A 19890-nucleotide genomic window follows, 5' to 3' on the forward strand; every position below is an offset into this window, starting at 1 on the left:
ATCCACAATCAAGGGAGCCGCTAATCTGTTGACATCGATAAAGGTTTTTTTAACTTCACAAGCAGCATCGGCCAATAACAGTCTTTCTTTTTCAAATAAGTTGTGGCGTCAAAAGAGAATTTGGAGGGCAGGCAGTAAGCGAGAGGGGTGAAATAGATGAGAAGAGTTGAGGTGCCTCCCGGGCTGCATAGAAATGCTGAGGTAACTCCGTCGTTTAGGAGAGCCGACGTCAACCCATCCTTCCAAATTACCAAATCTATTAACTTTGTTTACCATTTAACATAATCTGGTATCATTTATATTGCTCAAGCACCAAACCTTACCGCGGATAGACTAAAAATGAGCCAGCAATCTCTCTCACCTACGGCTAAACAAGCCCTCTTGGAATTAATTAGCCTAGGGGTCAAAGGGGATTCAAGCAGTTTTGCCATGGCTGGGCGCGTCCTAGCCAGCAAGCTGAGAACGTCAGACTCCGATCTTGCATTAGCAATTTCCAGCAGGCTAGGAGAAGCTTCCGCTACAAGAGCTGCGCAGTATTCTGCGCCAGTAGACCCAGATAGTAGACAAAAATTGCTATTAGAAGAGTTCCCCGTCGACATAAAGACCAAACCGGTTTGGCCTGAATCGATTGAACAGTCAATTCAGGCAGCCCTGAGGGAGCGTAACTGCGCGGACATACTCATTGATGCAGGCTTAACTCCTACACGCTCATTGTTATTTGAAGGGCCTCCAGGCTTAGGGAAAACGATGAGCGCTCGCTGGCTAGCTAGCCAACTCAATCTACCGCTTCTGACGTTGGATCTATCAACAGTCATGAGCAGCTACCTAGGTAAAACCGGCAGCAACATAAGAGCCGTCTTACAATACGCTCAGCAGCGACCATGCGTTTTATTGCTTGATGAATTCGACTCAATTGCCAAACGCCGCAATGATGACAGTGACATTGGAGAACTGAAGAGGCTGGTAACGGTATTGCTTCAGGCCATTGATGACTGGCCTCACACATCGCTTCTAGTTGCCGCGACAAACCATGCTGAATTGCTAGACCCAGCAATTTGGCGGAGGTTCGATGCCGTTATTACATTCAAGGAAGCAACCGCTGAGGCATACCAAGAGTTTCTTCTTCAAAAAAATTGCTCTGAAGTTGTTTCGCAATGGGTTGGCAAGCGAATTAACCACTTCTCATTCGCAACACTGGAAAAGAAGGTAGATACGGCAAAAAAGCGCTCCCTGCTTGAAAGTCGCCCCTTTATTGAAGAGCTTCTGTACCTTCTAGAGCTGAGCATAGATGACTATCTCAGAGAGACCACTTCAAAGAGCGAAAGAGACTTAAAGATAGTAAATTTACATCGAGATGGTTATTCTCAACGAAAAATAAGTGAAAAACTAAAGATATCACGCCCTACGGTTAAGCGGGTTCTCGAATCATTAAAGGAGTAAAGTTATGCCAAAAAGAAACATATTGCTAGGATTTGGTGAAACACTAACCCGACCTATAGAAAGAAAAAAAGGAGGGGGAGGAAAATCCCACCCATATACGTACTTAGAAGCTAGGAAGAGGCTACTACAACAACAAGCAAAACTCTTGGAGCGTATCAATACCGTCCCGGATACTGCAGCTCCGGAAGGGATTTACGTAGCAAGATTTACGTTACACCCAGCCTACCTAGCAAAATCATATCATCCTGGAAATTTATTACGGAAATCTAGCCTACAAGATGTAGGTAGTAAGCGTGTAGTTATCACACCCGAAAAAACACAAAAGAAAGGTCAACCAACTCAGGAACTCACTAGCTGTCTTTATGTAGCTGGAAAAGCAGCAAGTTTCAAAGATCTATATCGCAGGCTAGAGAAAAACACACTTAGCGCTAATGAAAAGAAACAAATAATTCAGTTTGAAGAAATTGATTTCTTTGAGCCTGAAGACAAAATTCGCACGCTGCAAGATGGGGAGCACCAACTGCTCGATGTGGCGTTACACACCCCATTTGAAGACGCCATCGCAATCCTAGATGGGTTCAGCAAATATGTCGCACAACTTAATGGACATACAGATCTAAAAAGACGACTTTCAACTGGCGGAATAACTTTTGTTCCAGTTGAAATTCCTTCTGCTCAAACTAGTCAACTCGCTGCATTCACAACGCTCCGAGTGCTCAGGGGGATGCCAGAGCTACGGATAAACGAGCCATCCGTCACTCGCCAAATAACTAGCAATAATTCACTACAACCACCGACAGAAAACGCTGTAAATCAAAGTGTTTCAGTAGCTGTTTTTGACGGGGGACTGGGCACAAATGCCCTAGAAAAATGGTGTAAAGAAGAAGTTTTCACGTCAGAAATAGGAACAAATCCCGAGTTTCTTCACCATGGTAATGAAGTCACTTCGACAATTCTTTTTGGTCCGATGAAAACAGGTCAAACCACCCTTCCTACGCCCCTCTGTAATATCGACCACTATCGAGTGCTGGACCCAACTATTGGAAATCACCCGGATCTTTATGACGTGCTCCATCGAATTAAAGAGGGGCTTGCAAAAAAGCAATACGATTTTGTAAACCTAAGCCTAGGCCCCCGTCTACCAATCGATGATGAGGATATTAACCCATGGACAGCAGTTCTCGATCAAGTTTTATCCTCAAGCCGGAGTCTGATGACTGTTGCGGTCGGCAATGACGGAATGTTAACAGAACCTTTAAATAGAATTCAGCCGCCATCTGATATGGTGAATGGATTCGCAATTGGAGCAAGCGATTCCAGAGGGGCTAATTGGGCTCGAGCCCCTTATAGCAGTGTTGGCCCAGGTCGAAGTCCTGGATTCATTAAACCGGATGCGGTTTGTTTCGGTGGTTCCGAAAATGAGGGGTTCACAGTTTACAATCCTCTTGCGGGAGGAATAAGTCATACATACGGTACAAGCTATGCCGCACCTCTTGCATTGCGTCACGCTATTGAATTGTTTTCGGAGGTGGAGCTGGCTGCTCCTATAACCGCAAAAGCTCTGCTTATACATTGTGCAAATGCGAGCGTACACCCGCGCAACGAGGTCGGCTGGGGGCACCTACCATCCGAGTTGAATTCCATTATCGAATGCGACGATAGCGAGGCGACGATTATTTACCAGGGGGAGCTAGTACCCGGTGCGGTAATGAGGGCTACGATTCCTTACCCAGAGGTCGAAATTAAAGGCAATGTCACTATTAAGGCAACACTTTGTTACCTTTGCGATGCAGATCCAGAGCACCCCATTAACTACACTCGCAGCGGTTTAGATATTACCTTCCGTAAGGATGAAGACAAAGCCCAGCCGTTTTTCAAACTTCGAGATCAATATCAATCTGAACAGGAAGCGCGAGGAGATGCGCACAAGTGGGAAACAACTTTACATGCATCTAGAACGTTTCAGCGTCAAACTCTCTCAGAACCGTGCTTCGACATCGACTACCAGATTCGTGAGCAGGGGCGAGGGGTAGACTACAACGACTACCCACCGTTACCCTACTGCCTAGTGGTCACGGTTAGCGCTAAAAATACTCCAGAGGTATACAACGGTATACGTCAGCAATACCAAACTCTACAACCTGTGAAGCTGAGGAATCAAATCCCGATTACTATTCAGGACTTTAACTAACCGTGTTTAGCAAAAGGATAGGCGTACTGGTTACATCCCCAAGTATGGTTCCAGCAGCAGGGCAGTTCTGCTGCCCCAGCACCGGGCCCTAGCCTGAGAATGCCTGAGGTCCACCACAGGCCAAGGCCCTAAACCTCAGCCCTTTTTAGGGACTAAAGAAACTAACCCCACCAAGCGACCCTACGCCCAAGGGCGGCCCTCTCTAACCCGTTATTTCGGCGGGATTGGCTCTTGATGACGCTCAGCAGCTAAACGCCCTCTGGGGAAGGTTTTTCCACAATCAAGGCAACCGCCCCCTGTTGACAAATGTTGACATCGATAAAGGTTTTTCACGTCAGTATGGGCCCCTGGGAAACCTGCCAAAGCGTATCGTAAAGCCAGCCCGGAGTGCAGCAGGGCTCATTAATTAGCGCGCCAAGCTGGGGGGTTACTTTGCTCAAGTGGTGGGGTTATTTGTGGGGTTTTGGAGCACAGATAGCCAAGAACCAAGAAAATACGGGGCCTACAGCCAGATTTTCGACTCCCGCCATCTCCACCAAATCGCTGTCTCAAGCAGCCCACAAAAGCCCCGAAAGCGTTGAGTTTCCGGAGCTTTTGCTTATCTGACCAATCCCAGTTGATCTAAGCTAACCCGTCCAAATCCAGCCTCAAGTGGACGGGTTATTGAACGGGTTGATTGCAGTGCGACCGTCCAACCCGTCCAAATTCTATGGAAGGTGAGCTATGCCGCTGTCTAACACTAAGGTCCGCGCCCTCAAGCCCCGCGAAAAGAAGTACATCGAGTCCGATGAAAAAGGGCTGACCATCGAAGTCACTCCCACCGGGGCCAAGCGCTAGGTATTCCGTTTCCGCGTCCACGGCAAGCGGCCGGAAATGGCTCTTGGGCTTTACCCTGATGTAAGCCTAAAGCGCGCCAGAAAACGCCGTGATGAAGCTCGGCAACAGGTTGCCGAAGGCATAGACCCCCGCGATATAAAACGCACCCGCAAAGAGTCAGCCCTGGAGGCCAATCGCAACAGCTTTGCCGCCGTCAGCGATGAATGGTTTGCCACCAAGATGGCCCACCTTTCAAGTTCATCCAAGGACCGCGCCACCCTCGCTTTAGAGCGCGACCTGAAACCTTACCTGGGCAAGCGCCCCATCTCCGAAATAAACCCTCCCGAATTGCTGCGCTGCCTACGCCGCATTGAAAGCCGGGGAACCCGGACCGCCCACCGGGTGAAGCGGGTAGCCAGCCAGGTATTCCGCTTTGCCGTTGCCACTGGGAAAGCCGACCGCGACCCCACCACCGACCTAAATGGCGCCCTCACCCCACCAAGAAAAAACACCTTGCGGCAATTACTGGCCCGGTAGAAGTTGGACGCCTGCTAACCGCCATAGACGAATACCGGGGCACCCCAGTTGTAAGAGCAGCCCTCAAGCTGTCCCCTCTTCTATTCAGCCGCGCATTATCCCGCTAGCTAAACAGTCGCTAGCATAACTGCGAGAACTGGAGCCACTCACAAGTTGCGGTAAATACGTTTTCCCATCAGCCCGAGGCAAGAGCCGCCCACTGTCTGATAACGGTGTGAGAACCGCGCTCAAGTCGCCTGGCTATGACAATAAAACCATGACCGCCCATGGCTTCCGCACTATGGCCCGCACCTTGCTAGATGAGATTCTGGGCTTTCGCGTGGACTACATAGAACACCAGTTGGCTCATAAAGTGAAGGATACCCTGGGGCGCGCCTACAACCGCACCAAGCACCTTGAGCAGCGGGCAGGCATGATGCAGGAGTGGGCGGATTACCTCGACAGCCTCAAAGCTAGCGAGAAAGCAGGGAATGTAATCGCAGCGAACTTTAGCAATCGATAACACACAATTGAATTTCAGCGCCTAGGGTAGCTCCCCAAAAGCCGCAACCCTTGACGGCCTGGGGCTGAATCTAAACAAGAGGTTCTCTTTAAAGAAGGAGGACTATGAGCAACGCAGCTATTTATAAAACATGGCTATCTATTGAGGATACGATTGCGTTTTTGACCGGCGAGCTAGGATTTAATGTTACCCTCCGTGATATGTACGCACTTTCTTCTGAGCGACAATTCCCGCTATGTCTCAAGGTTTTTCCCGACCAGTCATTGGCAGAGCCACCAAAGCGAAGATGGGAGATTGAAAACTTCTCGGTTGCCGAGCGCACTTCAGTATTGGGTCATCGGAAAGAGTACTACCTTGAGGGATGGGTAACCGACTCAAAGAAGGTTCATGGCGGAATTTTCATTATACCAATGAGGATAATTGATGACCTTTCTTTCTATTTCCATCAGTTGTCCTGCGGAGAAAACTCAGATTTTCCCAGATTATTATCTTATATAAAATATTCTATTTCCAATGGTATCAAGCTATATCATTTATAAAAAAGCCTGAATATCATTATTCAGGATTTTTTATAAATGGTTAGAACTAAACCAATAGATTTCAAAATCTATTACATCATGCCACCGATAGCTAGAGTAAACAACTGATAATTAGTTGAAAAATAGAACTCATAAAGTGGGATACCCCAATTTATACCCCTGAACACTTAACACCAACCCTGACCAGTTGAATTATAGCGAAATATTATATTCTTCTCTTACTTAGACTAGCAATATTGTTTAACTTCTTTCAAGAATTTATTACCTCAAATAAATCTTTCAATTAATTGACATAAAGATCATAACCAACCTTTCTGTTTGGCAATACGAGCCGCTTCAATTCTATTTTTAGCACCTAATTTTGAGGTCGCTTGGGATAAATAATTTCGGACAGTTCCAGCAGACAAATATATTAAATCAGCAATTTCTTTGGTTGAATTCCCCTCTAATGAAAAGCGTAATACTTTACGCTCGTTGTCGCTCAGCGGATCATCGGCGGCCCAAGCTTCTGTCACTAACTCAGGGGCAACAATGACTTTTCCAGCATGAATTTTTCTTACGGCATCGGCTAGTGAATCAGAAGGGGCATCTTTGAGCAGGTAGCCCCTTACCCCTGCATCCATTGCTCGACGAAGGTAACCGCCACGCACGAATGTCGTTAAAATCATCACTTTGGCAGGGTGATTAATCAACTGTAATTCCTGAGCTAATTCTATCCCAGTCATGCTAGGCATTTCGATATCAGTCAAGATGATATCGATCGAATGTTGCTGAGATCTCACTAGCGCATCCTTGCCATTTTCCGCTTGTTCTACGACTTCAAAGTCTTCTTCCATATCAAGTAACGCAGATAAAGCGCCAAGTACCATAGATTGATCTTCAGCGATGAGTATTTTAATCATTAATTTTATCCATTAGTAACATTCATCAAGGTTGTTTTTACATCGCTAGTTTTGCTTTGCTCGGGAAGTGTTAACGTAAAGATAAGTTGGGTATTAGGAGTGTTTTTTACCGCCATTTTACCACCTAGTTGATCAATACGTGTGCGCATATTTTGCATACCCGATTGCTCATTCTTGGTAATGATTTGTCCTTGGTCGCTTATTGTCAAAGTTAAGTGAGTTGCCACTTGTTTTAAGTCGATCCAGACTTTTTCTGTTTCAGCATGACGAATAACATTCGTTATCGCTTCGCGGATAATTAATGCTAATTCAGATTCAAATTTTATCGGTAAAGATTCAACTTCGATATTGACGATTAATTCTATTTTAGCTGCTTGTGTGGCAACTTTAATTTGTAGTAACTCCCCGTTAATTGTTGCGACATTATAACCTTTTACAGCATCTCTAACTTGCGCTAACGTCTTTCTGGATAATTCTTCAACGGATTTGATTTCAGTTTTTATTTTTTCCAACGATATTCCTTTATCAATCATTTTACTGGACAGTTCAGACTTTAGAGTGATGACTGATAAGCTATGACCTAATAAGTCATGTAAGTCTCGACTAATACGTTCTCGCTCTGCAATTTTAGCTAATTGTTTGGCCTCTTGCTGTGATTGTTTTAATGCTTTATTTTTTTTCAAAACCTCAGAATGATGAATATTTAGCAAACCTAAGGTTATTGACATAAAAATTGCAGGTATCCAAAAATAACTCGACTTGTCGGCTATAACTGCATACAAGGCGGTGAATGCCAATACAAGTAAAAGCGATAAAAATGCTTTTCTCTTATGATAAAATTCTCCGCTAAACGCAGCAGCATATACGAAAAAAACATTTGCTCCAAAAGTAATTTCCGACAAACCAATACCAATTAAGAAAATAGCAGCAATATAAAAAGGTAATTCATTCTCCTGAACTGAAAATGCTCGAAAATACAACACTAAAAAGGTAAAGAATCCAGAAACAACAATCGCCAATTCAACACCATGCACAGGACTCAAATACAAATTACCAAAGAATAAACTTAAGACAAGTAAATTGCTATATACTGAATAACCTATATCTTGACCTTTCGGAATTAAGAAATGATGTATTTTAAGCAATAAATTCATGCGATTCCTGATGGTTTGTTTAACGTTAAAAGACTGCAGTATATCAAGTTAGGGTTTCGGTACAGCCAATTTATTTGTAGTTATTGTGCTATCACTGAAACAGCGGTTAATTTATCTAGTGCTATGCGACCAGATAATATAACCATTTCAATATTTTTAAGTTCAGTGATATCTTGCCAAGGCTGACCATCTACTAATAATATATCTGCAAATTTTCCAACTTCTATCGTACCCAATTCGTCAGATTTACCCAAAGCCTCAGAACCATTTTTTGTTGCTGCAATCAGGGCTTTAACATCAGGAAGACCAGCATTAACCATGCGAGATAGCTCTTTGCGGTAGCTATTTCCATTTTTCATTTCGACGGGGGAATCTGTACCGACACCAAACGTTATACCTGCGTGATTTAAAGCGGCAATATTTAAATGTCCTTGTGGCTCTCTCCCCAATGTTGGTACATAGACGATATTATTTTCCACTATTTTTTGCATGGTTGTTGTTTCAATAAGGTTACCGTGGCGTATGCCATGTTCAATGGTCGTAATACCAGCAGCAATGGCTTCTTCAGTTTCTTCAGGTGTGCCAGTATGTACAGCGACCCAAAGCCCATGTTTACGTGCTTCACTGGTTATAGCTTGCAAAGTTTCATTGGATATACGCGGCATGACAACGACGCCTTGCTCATCGGTATGGCTCTGGTAGACAACTTTGACACCATCTATGCCTTTTTTGGCTAATGCTGCAATTTGCTGTTTTACATAAACAGGATCATCAGACTGTACTGTCATATTTTCAAGTACCCAGCTTGAAATTCTTTTGTTTTGGCTTGGATGTCCGTCTTTAATGGTAAATATTGGTCCAGCAATGAACAGCCTAGGTCCTGCAATATTTTGCTCGCTAAGTTCTTCTTTAAGTTTGAAAATTGCTGGCATAACATCGCCAAGAGTTCGATAACTGGTAATTCCAGCGGCGATTAATTCTTGTCGAACACTTGGTAAAAAACGTAGTTGGTCCCAGAACATAGCTGGTATACCTTGTCTATTCCCTTCTGCTTTTGCACTTAATATATGACCATGTAAGTCAATTAGCCCTGGTATAATACCTTTGCCCGTTGCATCAATGTGGATAGCGCTTTTTGGTATTTTACAAGCACCACCAATACAAGAAATTTTTCCGTTTTCAACTAAAATCCCTGGATTTTTTACCGCTTTTTCACTGGTACCATCAAATAACTGTCCATTGGCAATCCACATACTTTGCTGTGGATTTTGCCAAACATATAAATCTTTTTGATAGGCAATCATAAAAATAGCGCTGATAAATATGATCAGTAAGGTGAAATAGATAAAGAATTTTTTCATAATAATAATCACTAAAAATTGGATAATTCTGTAACTTATGGTTATTTAAATTACGGTTATTATATCGGTTAAATTTATTTTGAATAAACTAAATTAGCATTGGATAAAGTACCGTGAGAGCCGTTTGAAACAATATGTTGCTGCTTGGCAACTCCTTGAATGCTTAAATCACCAGCATCATTCATTTCCATCACTATACTTTCAACTTCAACATCTAAGTTGGCGTTGCCTGCACCATTAATTATCACTATTAATTTATCAGCCTTGATAGCTAGATCTTTGATATCACCAGCGCCATTGGTGGTTACGAGCATTTGCTGGGTGTTTAAGGTATTAGTCCCGGTTAATTCAACAGAGCCTGAGGTACTGATACTATTAAGCTGATGATAATGAACAAAAACCTGCACAGATTCCCCGCGATGTGAGCCTTTAGTGGTAATGAATAACGTCTCATTTTCAATTTTGGTAATGACATCTGTTATTGGCATGCCTGATACTTTAACTTCTAGTTTTTGGTTACTTGCTTGAGTGATAATAACTTCAGCAAGTCCTGATATTTCTAATGCGGTAAACTTTCCCACTTCTCGGAATTCAGTTTGAGATGCAAATACAGAACAAACGGTTTGTATAAGCGCTAAAGCTAATACGATTGATTTGATAATATATTTCATGGCTGGTTTTATAGTTAATGGGCAGTGAGATTAGTTTGCCCGATATAAAGTGTAAGCGTTAGAGAGCTTTGTCATGAGTTAAAATGACAAATGTCATATTGTAGTGAATGAGGACAATCTGCGCCGGTTTTATAGTTTAACCAAATATCATTATTATCCAGAGGAAAGTGCCTAATTGAAGCATGATAATGAAGTTTATTTTATGCATTAGTTCAGACCAAATCTGACACATCTCCTTGAAAAGAAGGGGTTTACCGGTTTTGATGAAGGTGACAAAACCTGAAGCCAAAACCAAGGATAAACCCCATGATTCATACTAACGATCGCATCATTAAACACAAGACCGGTCTGCTCAATCTGGCGGAAGAACTCGGCAATATCTCCAAAGCCTGCAAGATGCTCGGCGTATCGCGAGACACCTTCTACGTTGGGACATTCAAAGGTGTTGGACGTGTATACCAGCAGACCTACGTTGACACCTACGCAAAAGTGACACACTGCAAGCTGTATACAACAAAGACGCCAATCACTGCAGCAGACCTTCTGAATGACCGTGTGCTGCCATTCTACGCTTCGCATGAGCTACCTGTGCTGCGTACCTGACTGATCGTGGCACCGAGTACTGCGGCAAGCTGGAGCAGCAAGATTACCAGCTGTATCTAAGTGTGAATGAGATTGAACATACGAAGACGAAAGCCCGGCATCCACAAACGAATAGTATCTGTGAGCGATTTCACAAGACTATTCTGCAGGAGTTTTGTCAGCCGTCACTACGACGCAAGATTTATGGCTCGCTGGAGGATCTGCAGATGGATCTAGACGTATGGCTCAATTATTACAATAATGAACGAACCCACCAAGGCAAGAAGTGCTGTGGCCGTACGCCTGTACAAACGCTTGAAGATGGCAAAAAGATCTGGATGGAAAAGTTCGTGAACTGAACCTGACCTGACAGACCACCGTCAGAAAAACCGGTAACTGTCAGATCAAGTCTGAACTACTACACTTTAACTTACTTCGCCAATTGATAATGGGAGGCGGAATATCGTATCAATATTTCACTCTACGTCCGATCAATCAACATTAAGCAGACTTTAGAACGGAAACCACCTTCGAATCTTCAGAGTGATTTAGATTTAACACAGCAAGAAGCTTTTCATCACCTCTATCATGAATCTCAGACCCATAAATAAAGTAATTAACTGAATCTTCGAGCGCCTCACCCTCATGGAAGGTTGTAACTACCTTAGTCACTAACTCCGTACCATGTTTCTCATCGAAATGATAAATTAATTCATCAATTTCGTCGTGCAAATATTCTGAGAATTTTCCCACACAAACAAAATTAGCCACTCCATCAGACAACAATTTTTCAATCAGGCCGCTATACAAAATTTCTTGCGCACCGCTTTCTGACCATGCCGTTAATAAAACAACAGTAAACTTATCTTCCTCAACATTCAGTTTCGCTTGATACAAATCCAAAACAACGACCTTACGATCATTTGAGCTTGTGAACATCATGAGTTTATCCTTCCTTGCAATATTTTCTGTATATTATTCTTGAATGTATTAATTTCAGTTTCCAGATGTTGAATACGTCGCAACTGCTGCCTCTGTATTACATCTTTTGGTAAGCTCTCCATTCCGGGCCGAACTGTAGGGTTATCCCTAAACTCTCTGAGCTTTTGTTCATGCCTAGCTATTTGCTTTTCAAGAGAACGAATTGCTTTTTGCTGCTGAGGAGAAAGCTCAACTTCTTTCTTCCCAAAAATTTTTTTCCAAAATTGTTTGGAAAACAGCGCTCTGAGTGCGCTTGGGCTTAAGGGCGGACCAATACCCCAAACCATTTCAACTTCTTCTCCATTAATTAGTATCGTGCTACCATTCCCGTCTTGTGCACAGGGATTACCGGCCGCCCTTTGATCAGCACAACTAGCGGTTACAACGATTTCCTCCTGCTGTTCTTCAGCTTCTTTCTTTGCATCCTTGTCATCCTGACTTTTCTGGCTGATTGGTGCAGAAATACTACCTCCACCCCAACCGCCATTGAAGCTATCCCAGTTATCGTAGCCACCGCCGAACAGTGAACTTGACCATAGCCAGGAAAAGTCAGGCTCATGATAATATCCGGTTACGGTAACCTCTTCCATCCATACAAAACCGCTAGGGTCTGTCAAACTGAGAGGGTTATTCATGACATAGCTGTAACGGTTCCAGCTTTGGCTATGGGTTGGCGCCTGCACAATCGGGTCAGGGCTTAAGAAACGGCCAAGAATGGGGTCATAGATACGCCCGTTCATATGGATCAGACCGGTACGGTCCAGCTGCTCATGGTTGGTAAAACCGCGATTGGTGCTAAGGCCTTGAGCCGCTAAAAGCTCTTCAAACTCACTTTCGCTAATATCTCCCGACCAATCGCCACTTCTGCGGCTGCCGTAGGGGTCATACGCAAAGGTTTCCAATGTACCTAACAACAGGCTGCCTTCGGCATCGGTGATTTTCTCCACAGACCCCAAGTGATCGCGATGCAGATATTCCACCGTATTGATGGAAAGCCCGGCGTGATCGGTGGCAGTCACCAGGATAATCGTATCGCCAATCCGGGTTTTCTGTATCCGCTTGTACTCCGGATCATTGCCCGGCAGGAAATCCTCAAAGGGACCAACAATAAAGGTTTTATCGGTTACCAGCTGTTGCTGGCCCTCATCCCAGTAGCTGCTTTCGCGATAGAATCGCTGGCCGCCCGGGCCATAGCTGAAGCGGTCGCGGGCCGTGGGGGTTTGTGTGGTCTGGCTGTCGCCTACTACAATTTCTGTAGGTAGCCCCCTGGCATTCCAGCTGATCCATTTATCATCCCCGGTTGCCGCGTCATAGCGCACAATTGCCCCATTTTGGTTATACCGGAAGGTGTAGCTGATGCCATTGATTGTAGCCGAGCTTACCGCATGTGCTCCCGCGTTGGCAGCTTGCCCGTACTGGTAGTCTGTTACAGCAGTATCACTGGCAATGCTACTGGTTTTACTCTGGATATTGCCAAGTCTGTCGAAAAGCGTGGTCAAAGTGCGTTGACTGGTATTATTCAACCAGGTTTGCGCCGTCTGCAGCCGGTTTAATCCATCATAACCAAATGTCTCCCGCTTGGTGGTTGACCCTGCACCATTCGCTATACGGCTCTCCAGGGTGCCATTGCTGCGCCAGTGGTAGGTGTTGTTTTGTATCTCCTGGGCACCTGTGGATACGATACTTTCCAGCCTGCCACTGTCAGGGTTATACACCCTGGTTGTCACAATGCCATTGCCATAATGCTCTTCCCCGGCCTGTCCTAGCGCGTTTACACTGTCGAAGGCCTTGAGTACGCTGGCGCCGTCGGTAAGCTGATGGAGGTATCCCCGGCCATTGTACTGGTAATGTACAACCGAGCCTGAAGGATCGGTTACAGAAGCCATGCGGCCCCGGCTATCGTAGCTGTAGTCCTGTTGGTAATTGCGCACAAGACTGCCTGCCTGTAAGCGCGTATGGGTATTTACCAGCTTTGCGTCCGTGTCATAGCTGTTGACCTCCTGGTATACCTGGCTACCGCCGCTGGTATAAGTACGGCTCCCCAGCAGTCCTATACCATTTGTGGGGTCATAGATCCATTCCGCAACGCCCTGGCCGTCTTCCTTAAAGCGCAGGCGGCCCAGCTTGTCATAACTGCTATTGACAGACTGACCACTGTTGTCGGTCTGACTTACCAGCTGCCCCAGTGCATTATAGGCACTGGTAATCAAGCCCGTATCCGGGGTGGTCATTGCATTTTGATAGCCGGCTGAATCATAGTCAAACAGGGTTTCTGTCGAAGCGTCATTATTGACTAACACAGAAGCTAATTGGCCCGCACCGTTGTAGGTGTACTTGGTGGCTACCCGCTCGGAAGTGCCCACGGCATCCACCGTCAGCAGCAGGTCACCAAGGAAATTAAAGGTGGTGGTTTTTACCTGTGTCTCCTGAAAATCACCAGAACCATTTAAAACATCTTCCTCGACCGTAACCATATATTGCCCGGCACCACTGGTCGGTGCGTAGGTGGTGCGAACCTGGGAACCATCGGGGCGGTCAATTTGGGTAATTCGATTTCTGATATCGAATTGATAAGTAGTCAGCGGCTTCTCGTCACCGACAAAATAGGGCGCGGTTTCTAAATACATCCTGCCCAGGGAATCATAATTATATTCCTGCCTGGTTGTATCCACACCGTTAAAGGCCTGGGTATCCTGCTGGACCATACGCCCCAGGACATCGTAATAACGCGTACTGCTTGGTGTTATGGGTGAATCCGTGGTGATCTGGTAAGCGGTAAGCTGGTCACCATATACCGGGCAGCTACCCGCATAGCAAAATTCCCGTGTGGTACTAAAGCCTACACCATCGGCATTGATCCGTTTTTTCTCCCGCCCAAAATTATCATAGTGAATTGTGGTGGTCCGGTTATTAAAATGAATGGATTTCACCAAACCAAAGCGCTTGTCATAGTCTAGCGACATAGCTTGGCCCAGTGCGTTAGCAATGGTAGTTGGGTAACGCTTATCAACATAGTTGTTGACCGTTGATGTACGCTCTGCAATACCGGCACCGGTCACGGTTTCCGATATTATGTTACCGCTTGTATCATAACCGTACTCCGTTGTCAGCTCATAGTTTACGTCATCCGGAAAGCGCGTAACCGTACCCACTTTGTTTGTATCGCCGTAAGGCGTATAGACGACACTTTGCACTATATCAGCCGGTCGGCTTAAGGGCCCATTAAAGTAGCTAACCTGTTCTGCGGCCTTAAAACTAATTAGCCAATCAGATGACCTGTTATTATAGGTTGTGATGGTCTCTTTACTGCGCTTGATACCAGTTATGGAAACGGGTTTGACATCGCCCCAAAAATCCTGATCAGATGAGACATTTGCGTAAAGCGCAAAGCGGCCGGTTTTTACCATGTTTTCTACAAGCTCCCCATGATCACCATAATCGGCTTTTTGGGGCTGGTGGATGTAATAGTTATAACCAAGCGTCTGCCCGTTTTCAATAACCCACTCCAGACTCTGCTTAACATAAATGTATTTGGTAGAGTTCAAGCCCGCTGAAAGGTCTAAATTACCATACCTGAGTTGACGCTTTGCCAGCAATTCGTTACTGCCAGGGTAGACACCGGCATATTGTACCTCCCTGGCAATACGACCCGTATAGGGATAATCCAGACGGAATTGCCTGTAAATAACAATATTAGAACTCAAGTCATGGACTCTTTGTGCATGATAGCCCAAAAATCCGCGCCGGTTGTTGCTGACAAATCCATTACCCTGGTATGCATAGCTGGTTTTATGCCAGCCGTTAACATTACCGTTAGAGCGCCAAACCTCGGAAACCACCGAGCGGTATTTTCCATCTACAGCAGCCAGGGGGGTGCCATTGACCGGCGTTGTACCTTGACCAAAAGGCCTTTCAGAAAACAAGCCATCATCGGAATTATCCGCAATCATCGTATGATAAAAGCGCGTACTTTTCCCCAAAGTATCGGTAACTCCAGAAACGCCGGTATTAAAGTCGATAGGATTGGCGTTGTCAGGTACAACCCAATCAAACGCCATAGGATTTAAGCATAATTCATTATTGCCGTTTGCGTCGAAGGCACACTTTTGGACATACTTTAAACGCCGGTAATCTTCTATCTCTCCTTCATCTTCGGAGATTAATTTATATTTTCTGACTAGCTTGTTATTATAGAGCACTTTGATATGGTGCAGCAAAACCAGTTGCTCTTGCTGTATATCACCAGAATCCAGCGGTTGGGGCGGAGCATCACTACGCGTGCCGTATTCAAACAAAATCTGAGCATCAGAGTCGTTACCATAATTTATTTCCAGCGGGTAGTTAATACCCTCCACTGTATCGCGGTGGTATGTATAGTTGATGGTATTACCGAATGCATCGGTAACTTTATTGAGTGTCCAGCCAAAATGCGTAGACAATCCAACTTTTAAACGGCTGTCACCGGTTCTGCCATACTCCTGCACCTTACCATCAGGGGTTTGTACCTCAAACCATTTCCTGCCGTTTTCATTTTTCAACGTCACAAGATGAAAACTATCTTTTTGTGTGCGATATTTGCTGCCTGCATTCCATTTGCTGCCGGATACCACAACAAGCGGTTCACCATTAAGGCAAATAGAGTCCGAGTTGCTCAACAGTATTTTATCGGCATTGGGTCTGCCAACCACGCAGCGGCGAATAGCACCAAAGCCACCAATACGCCAACCATAGCCTAGATAATCTTCTGGCAAAGATTCATTTTTGCGTTGCCTAAAGCGTGCACCCGAATAGTTTATACTGACCGAAGGCGTAAGATCATTGACCCCAGGGGCCACTTCTACAGGAATATTAATGATCGCATCGCCAGTTCTGGTGACATTGGTCGAGTAAGCCATTTGTCCAGGCGTGCCACCACTAGTAAGCACTACCGCAGGCTCGATACCATCGAGATTATGCACTTTTACCCAGCTGCTGGTTTGCCATCCCGTACATTGATTACCATTGCAGGCTTTTACCCGATAGCGGTATTTATCGGCGATCTGCCCACGCGCCTCATAGATTTTTGCAGTGGCATTGTTGAGTTGCACAGTTTGCCAACCATCTGCGCCACAAGTTTCTGTACCGGTTTTACATTCCCTTTGTAACTGGTAAGCAGTTACACTACCGGATGCATTCCAGCTGATATCGTAGTCACCAAAATCGCTGGATTCCGGCGTAGTAATGGATACACCGGTAGGTTTAGGAAGTGGGATATTCACGGAGACTGCTTTATAATTCGCAGAAGGTGTCCAGGGCCCCCAGCCGGCGGTATTGTATGCGCGCGCTCGAAATTGATAGGTCCCAGCCGTGCCTGATGGTAAATTAACCGTCAAGGTGGTTGTTGTGCCGGTATTATCGTCGCCGCAGTTATTGAAGGTAAAGCCGCCGCCATCTTTACTGCACTGTATCTGATACTGCGTGATTGGATCAAAGGCACCTGTGGGCGCACTCCAAGCCACCTGGAAATTACCCGTCTGTGTACCGCCGCTTGGCTGGGTAAAATTTGTTACCGCGTCAGGTTTGCGATTAACTGTAAGGTATGTACTGTATTTCCAGGAGCCTCCCTTTACAGTATTACCCACTTTGACATAAGCACGTACGCGGTAGCGGTATTTACCATTACTTATTTTTCCTGATGAGGGAACTCTAATGGATTTTGTCCCAGTGCTCGATGATGAATAGATACGACTCCAGCTACCACTGCTATCGCAAGAGGTTAAACACTGATCCACATGATACCCCCTAATTTTCGGCGGTGTTTGTGGAGCGCCCCACTGTAAAGTAAATACACCGTTTCTGTCGGTACCGCCTTCATTATTGGAAAAACTGACACTGCCGGACGTGTTGGGCTTCCTGATTACCTTAATTTCATCGGTGTACACCCAGTTGGAACCATTAATGTCACCAACGTAATAGTGTTTGATCCGGTATTTATAAATACCGGAATCCATATTCTTAACATTAAGGATACTTTCTCCCGACTTGACATAGTGGCTATATACCGTATAAGCGCCACCATCCTTACTCACTTCTGTAACAACTTCGCTACAGTGTGTAAACCAAGCCGGATTAATATAAAACTTTAAATCATAGTTACCGTCCGTGTCCGAGCTCGGCAAACTTACATTGGTAACCAGAGGCGCCCTACCCGTACAGTCATTATCGGGTGGCTTAGGTAGCGCAAAGCTAGCAACAGACAACATAAAGAGAAAAACTGCAATTGTAAATCTTGTAAACATTAGTTGATCCAATATAATTAAAATAATAATTTGTTATTACATTTTTGGTTGTTATTTTCTTTGTGCTGCAAACACCTCCATATCTATTTATAAAAGCGCATTAGGTTTATTTTCATAAATAAAATCCCACTATTGGCGCAGGTAACGCAAGCTAAATAACACCCACTTATTATCATTGTTTGGCTTTATAGCGGACAATAAATCATACCCAAACTGGTCACCCCCCATAAGAATCAAGGTATTCCAAAAGCCACGCCCAACCAGAATCAAACTATTTATATTTGGTAGAATTTTTCCTTATAATATGCATGGAAAATAGTGTTGCTGACAACCCCTTTTGATAGAATGGCAGGCACAAAAAAATATCAGGTTACAGACTCATAATATTTTCTAAAAAATTGAATTATTTACCTTCACTCTTTTTGCCCACTTTAAGTAAGAAGCATTAAAAAACTACAGCCAAGCTGAATGAATATTTGGTGGTACCGCCGTCTGATGCGTAGAATTAAAAGGGTGGCGGCAAGCAGTAATTACGTTTTGGCCACTTGTTTTATCGCGGAATTTTTCTTACACCCCCAAAGTCACTTATAATAAAATACAGCGGGGATTTTTCAGCAAAAACATTAGACAACACAACGAAAGCCTCAAGGATAAAAACCTATTTTCGCAACCCTTTGGACTTTTTAAATTATGACTCATGAAAGTACTTCCAAGCATTCAAAAAAGAGATCCCTGCTTTTAATAAATACGGGCTCATTTCAAAGTAGAGAATTATTTAACTCCCAGCTTCTCTCATTTCTACGAAAAATTTAGTTAATTCTTGACAAAAGAACACCTATCCTAAACTATTTTTTTGAAAATCAACTTTGTGTAATTCCCCATCACTTTTAGGTAACCGGCCATAGTGGGCAAAAATTATCGTAGCAGGCTATTGGTACTCCAGCTCCATTTACGTTACCCAGTGCGGTATGAATCAGTAAATTATACCTGCGGACACCACTACAAAGTGACTTTCACTAGAATACTCATCCGCTGATAAAATCCAAGCTTCTATTTGTGATGTAATCCAATTTTTTCGATATTCAGGAGCGATATCACAGATTGAGTGCATGCACTCTCTATTGTTGAATTAAAAGATATGACCGATTAGGAGAACTTTCGTACCACATAAAGTAAAGCTGGTACAAAAGATCAAAATGCAAAGCCGGAAAAGCTCCACTCTATGCGCTGAGGATATAATTACCGGGCCGAAAACAAAGAATACCCTCCTCTCTGGGCACGCTGTGAATACCTCCCTGTACGCTCGTAATCGGCATCCATGCCACATACGGTCCCGAGAGCAGGATATCTTTCCCTCCGCCCTATGCGTAGGTTCCTGATTGGTGGCACATCTGACCTGTCAAGCACTTCGCTTGAGGCGGCCTTCAGGATTCCCGTGTTGTAGCCATTGATGCAATTTGTTGCAAGCTGACAAACAACTGCAAGGGCATTGCACCGCCAATGAAAGCAAAAACCGGTATGGATCTCAAACAATTTTCAAGATGACAGGAGAGCTGGCGATCTTCGAGCTTAAGGCCAAAAAAATGGACCCGGACGGCATCAGGGAATCTTCCCTCGCACAGGGTCTGCAGAGGCTTTGATGTAACAACTGTATTGGCTGTATCATGATCGCTTTTCGCAAATTCTCGCCATAGATCTTATCACTGCTTTTATCGTCACTTCCGGTTAGCCACTTTGGAGATAACGGTCACTCTAAATCAGTAAAAGCTAGCTTATCCTGTGGCAACGCTGGGTGCCACTGGGAGTGTAACTCTCCCCATATTTTCCACTCTGCATCACTTAAGAATTTACAAAGTGGTTTTTGTCGTTTTGATTGGGAGCATTTCCACTATCTGTGGGTAATCTGGGTGGGACCCATGGAGCAAGCCCTCCTGTC

General features: G+C 44.6%; 11 protein-coding genes and 1 pseudogene. 6 read left to right on the forward strand and 6 right to left on the reverse strand.

What is annotated here, in order from left to right; genetic code table 11:
* The first annotated feature begins 339 nt into the window (after positions 1 to 339).
* The 5 genes from Q1A48_RS04625 (at position 340) to Q1A48_RS04645 (ending at position 6025) form a co-directional block, all read left to right on the forward strand.
* Positions 340 to 1440, forward strand: coding sequence for an AAA family ATPase (locus tag Q1A48_RS04625; RefSeq protein WP_299941845.1), 1101 nt, complete (start codon positions 340 to 342; stop codon positions 1438 to 1440).
* A 4-nt stretch (positions 1441 to 1444) separates the two neighbouring features.
* The gene (locus Q1A48_RS04630) at positions 1445 to 3631 is read left to right on the forward strand and encodes a S8 family peptidase (protein ID WP_299941847.1); all 2187 of its coding nucleotides are present in this window, start codon (positions 1445 to 1447) and stop codon (positions 3629 to 3631) included.
* An 873-nt stretch (positions 3632 to 4504) separates the two neighbouring features.
* On the forward strand, positions 4505 to 4984 hold the full coding sequence (locus Q1A48_RS04635; RefSeq protein ID WP_299941850.1) for an integrase arm-type DNA-binding domain-containing protein: 480 nt from the start codon (positions 4505 to 4507) through the stop codon (positions 4982 to 4984).
* Positions 4985 to 5198: 214 nt separating this feature from the next.
* Positions 5199 to 5486 (forward strand): hypothetical protein, encoded by a 288-nt coding sequence (locus tag Q1A48_RS04640; RefSeq protein ID WP_299941853.1) that lies wholly within the window; start codon positions 5199 to 5201, stop codon positions 5484 to 5486.
* A 104-nt stretch (positions 5487 to 5590) separates the two neighbouring features.
* Positions 5591 to 6025: a hypothetical protein gene (locus Q1A48_RS04645; RefSeq protein WP_299941856.1), complete on the forward strand. Its 435-nt coding sequence runs from the start codon at positions 5591 to 5593 to the stop codon at positions 6023 to 6025.
* A 299-nt stretch (positions 6026 to 6324) separates the two neighbouring features.
* On the opposite strand, the gene Q1A48_RS04650 is transcribed toward Q1A48_RS04645, so the two are convergent.
* From Q1A48_RS04650 to Q1A48_RS04665, 4 genes are all read right to left on the reverse strand, one after another.
* On the reverse strand, positions 6325 to 6927 hold the full coding sequence (locus tag Q1A48_RS04650; RefSeq protein ID WP_299941859.1) for a response regulator transcription factor: 603 nt from the start codon (positions 6925 to 6927) through the stop codon (positions 6325 to 6327).
* Positions 6928 to 6932: 5 nt separating this feature from the next.
* The gene (locus Q1A48_RS04655; RefSeq protein ID WP_299941862.1) at positions 6933 to 8081 is read right to left on the reverse strand and encodes a sensor histidine kinase; all 1149 of its coding nucleotides are present in this window, start codon (positions 8079 to 8081) and stop codon (positions 6933 to 6935) included.
* An 80-nt stretch (positions 8082 to 8161) separates the two neighbouring features.
* Positions 8162 to 9442 (reverse strand): amidohydrolase family protein, encoded by a 1281-nt coding sequence (locus Q1A48_RS04660; RefSeq protein ID WP_299941865.1) that lies wholly within the window; start codon positions 9440 to 9442, stop codon positions 8162 to 8164.
* A gap of 74 nt (positions 9443 to 9516) precedes the next feature.
* The gene (locus Q1A48_RS04665; RefSeq protein ID WP_299941868.1) at positions 9517 to 10113 is read right to left on the reverse strand and encodes a DUF2807 domain-containing protein; all 597 of its coding nucleotides are present in this window, start codon (positions 10111 to 10113) and stop codon (positions 9517 to 9519) included.
* Positions 10114 to 10419: 306 nt separating this feature from the next.
* On the opposite strand from Q1A48_RS04665, the pseudogene Q1A48_RS04670 reads away from it, so the two are divergent.
* Positions 10420 to 11054: pseudogene (locus Q1A48_RS04670) on the forward strand (integrase core domain-containing protein).
* Positions 11055 to 11196: 142 nt separating this feature from the next.
* On the opposite strand, the gene Q1A48_RS04675 reads toward Q1A48_RS04670, so the two are convergent.
* On the reverse strand, positions 11197 to 11637 hold the full coding sequence (locus Q1A48_RS04675) for a hypothetical protein (protein WP_299941871.1): 441 nt from the start codon (positions 11635 to 11637) through the stop codon (positions 11197 to 11199).
* Positions 11634 to 17954 (reverse strand): RHS repeat-associated core domain-containing protein, encoded by a 6321-nt coding sequence (locus tag Q1A48_RS04680; protein ID WP_299941874.1) that lies wholly within the window; start codon positions 17952 to 17954, stop codon positions 11634 to 11636. The genes Q1A48_RS04675 and Q1A48_RS04680 overlap by 4 nt, the downstream gene beginning before the upstream one ends.
* Between the last annotated feature and the right edge of the window lie 1936 nt (positions 17955 to 19890).

The organism is uncultured Microbulbifer sp., from assembly GCF_947489355.1.
Classification (GTDB): domain Bacteria; phylum Pseudomonadota; class Gammaproteobacteria; order Pseudomonadales; family Cellvibrionaceae; genus Microbulbifer.

What these genes read in the sequence shown, in the direction of transcription:
- Q1A48_RS04625 (WP_299941845.1), top strand. Translation starts at nt 340, where the DNA reads ATGAGCCAGCAATCTCTCTCACCTACGGCTAAACAAGCCCTCTTGGAA.
- Q1A48_RS04630 (WP_299941847.1), top strand. Translation starts at nt 1,445, where the DNA reads ATGCCAAAAAGAAACATATTGCTAGGATTTGGTGAAACACTAACCCGA.
- Q1A48_RS04635 (WP_299941850.1), top strand. Translation starts at nt 4,505, where the DNA reads ATGGCTCTTGGGCTTTACCCTGATGTAAGCCTAAAGCGCGCCAGAAAA.
- Q1A48_RS04645 (WP_299941856.1), top strand. Translation starts at nt 5,591, where the DNA reads ATGAGCAACGCAGCTATTTATAAAACATGGCTATCTATTGAGGATACG.
- Q1A48_RS04650 (WP_299941859.1), bottom strand. Translation starts at nt 6,927, where the DNA reads ATGATTAAAATACTCATCGCTGAAGATCAATCTATGGTACTTGGCGCT.
- Q1A48_RS04655 (WP_299941862.1), bottom strand. Translation starts at nt 8,081, where the DNA reads ATGAATTTATTGCTTAAAATACATCATTTCTTAATTCCGAAAGGTCAA.
- Q1A48_RS04660 (WP_299941865.1), bottom strand. Translation starts at nt 9,442, where the DNA reads ATGAAAAAATTCTTTATCTATTTCACCTTACTGATCATATTTATCAGC.
- Q1A48_RS04665 (WP_299941868.1), bottom strand. Translation starts at nt 10,113, where the DNA reads ATGAAATATATTATCAAATCAATCGTATTAGCTTTAGCGCTTATACAA.
- Q1A48_RS04675 (WP_299941871.1), bottom strand. Translation starts at nt 11,637, where the DNA reads ATGATGTTCACAAGCTCAAATGATCGTAAGGTCGTTGTTTTGGATTTG.
- Q1A48_RS04680 (WP_299941874.1), bottom strand. Translation starts at nt 17,954, where the DNA reads ATGTTTACAAGATTTACAATTGCAGTTTTTCTCTTTATGTTGTCTGTT.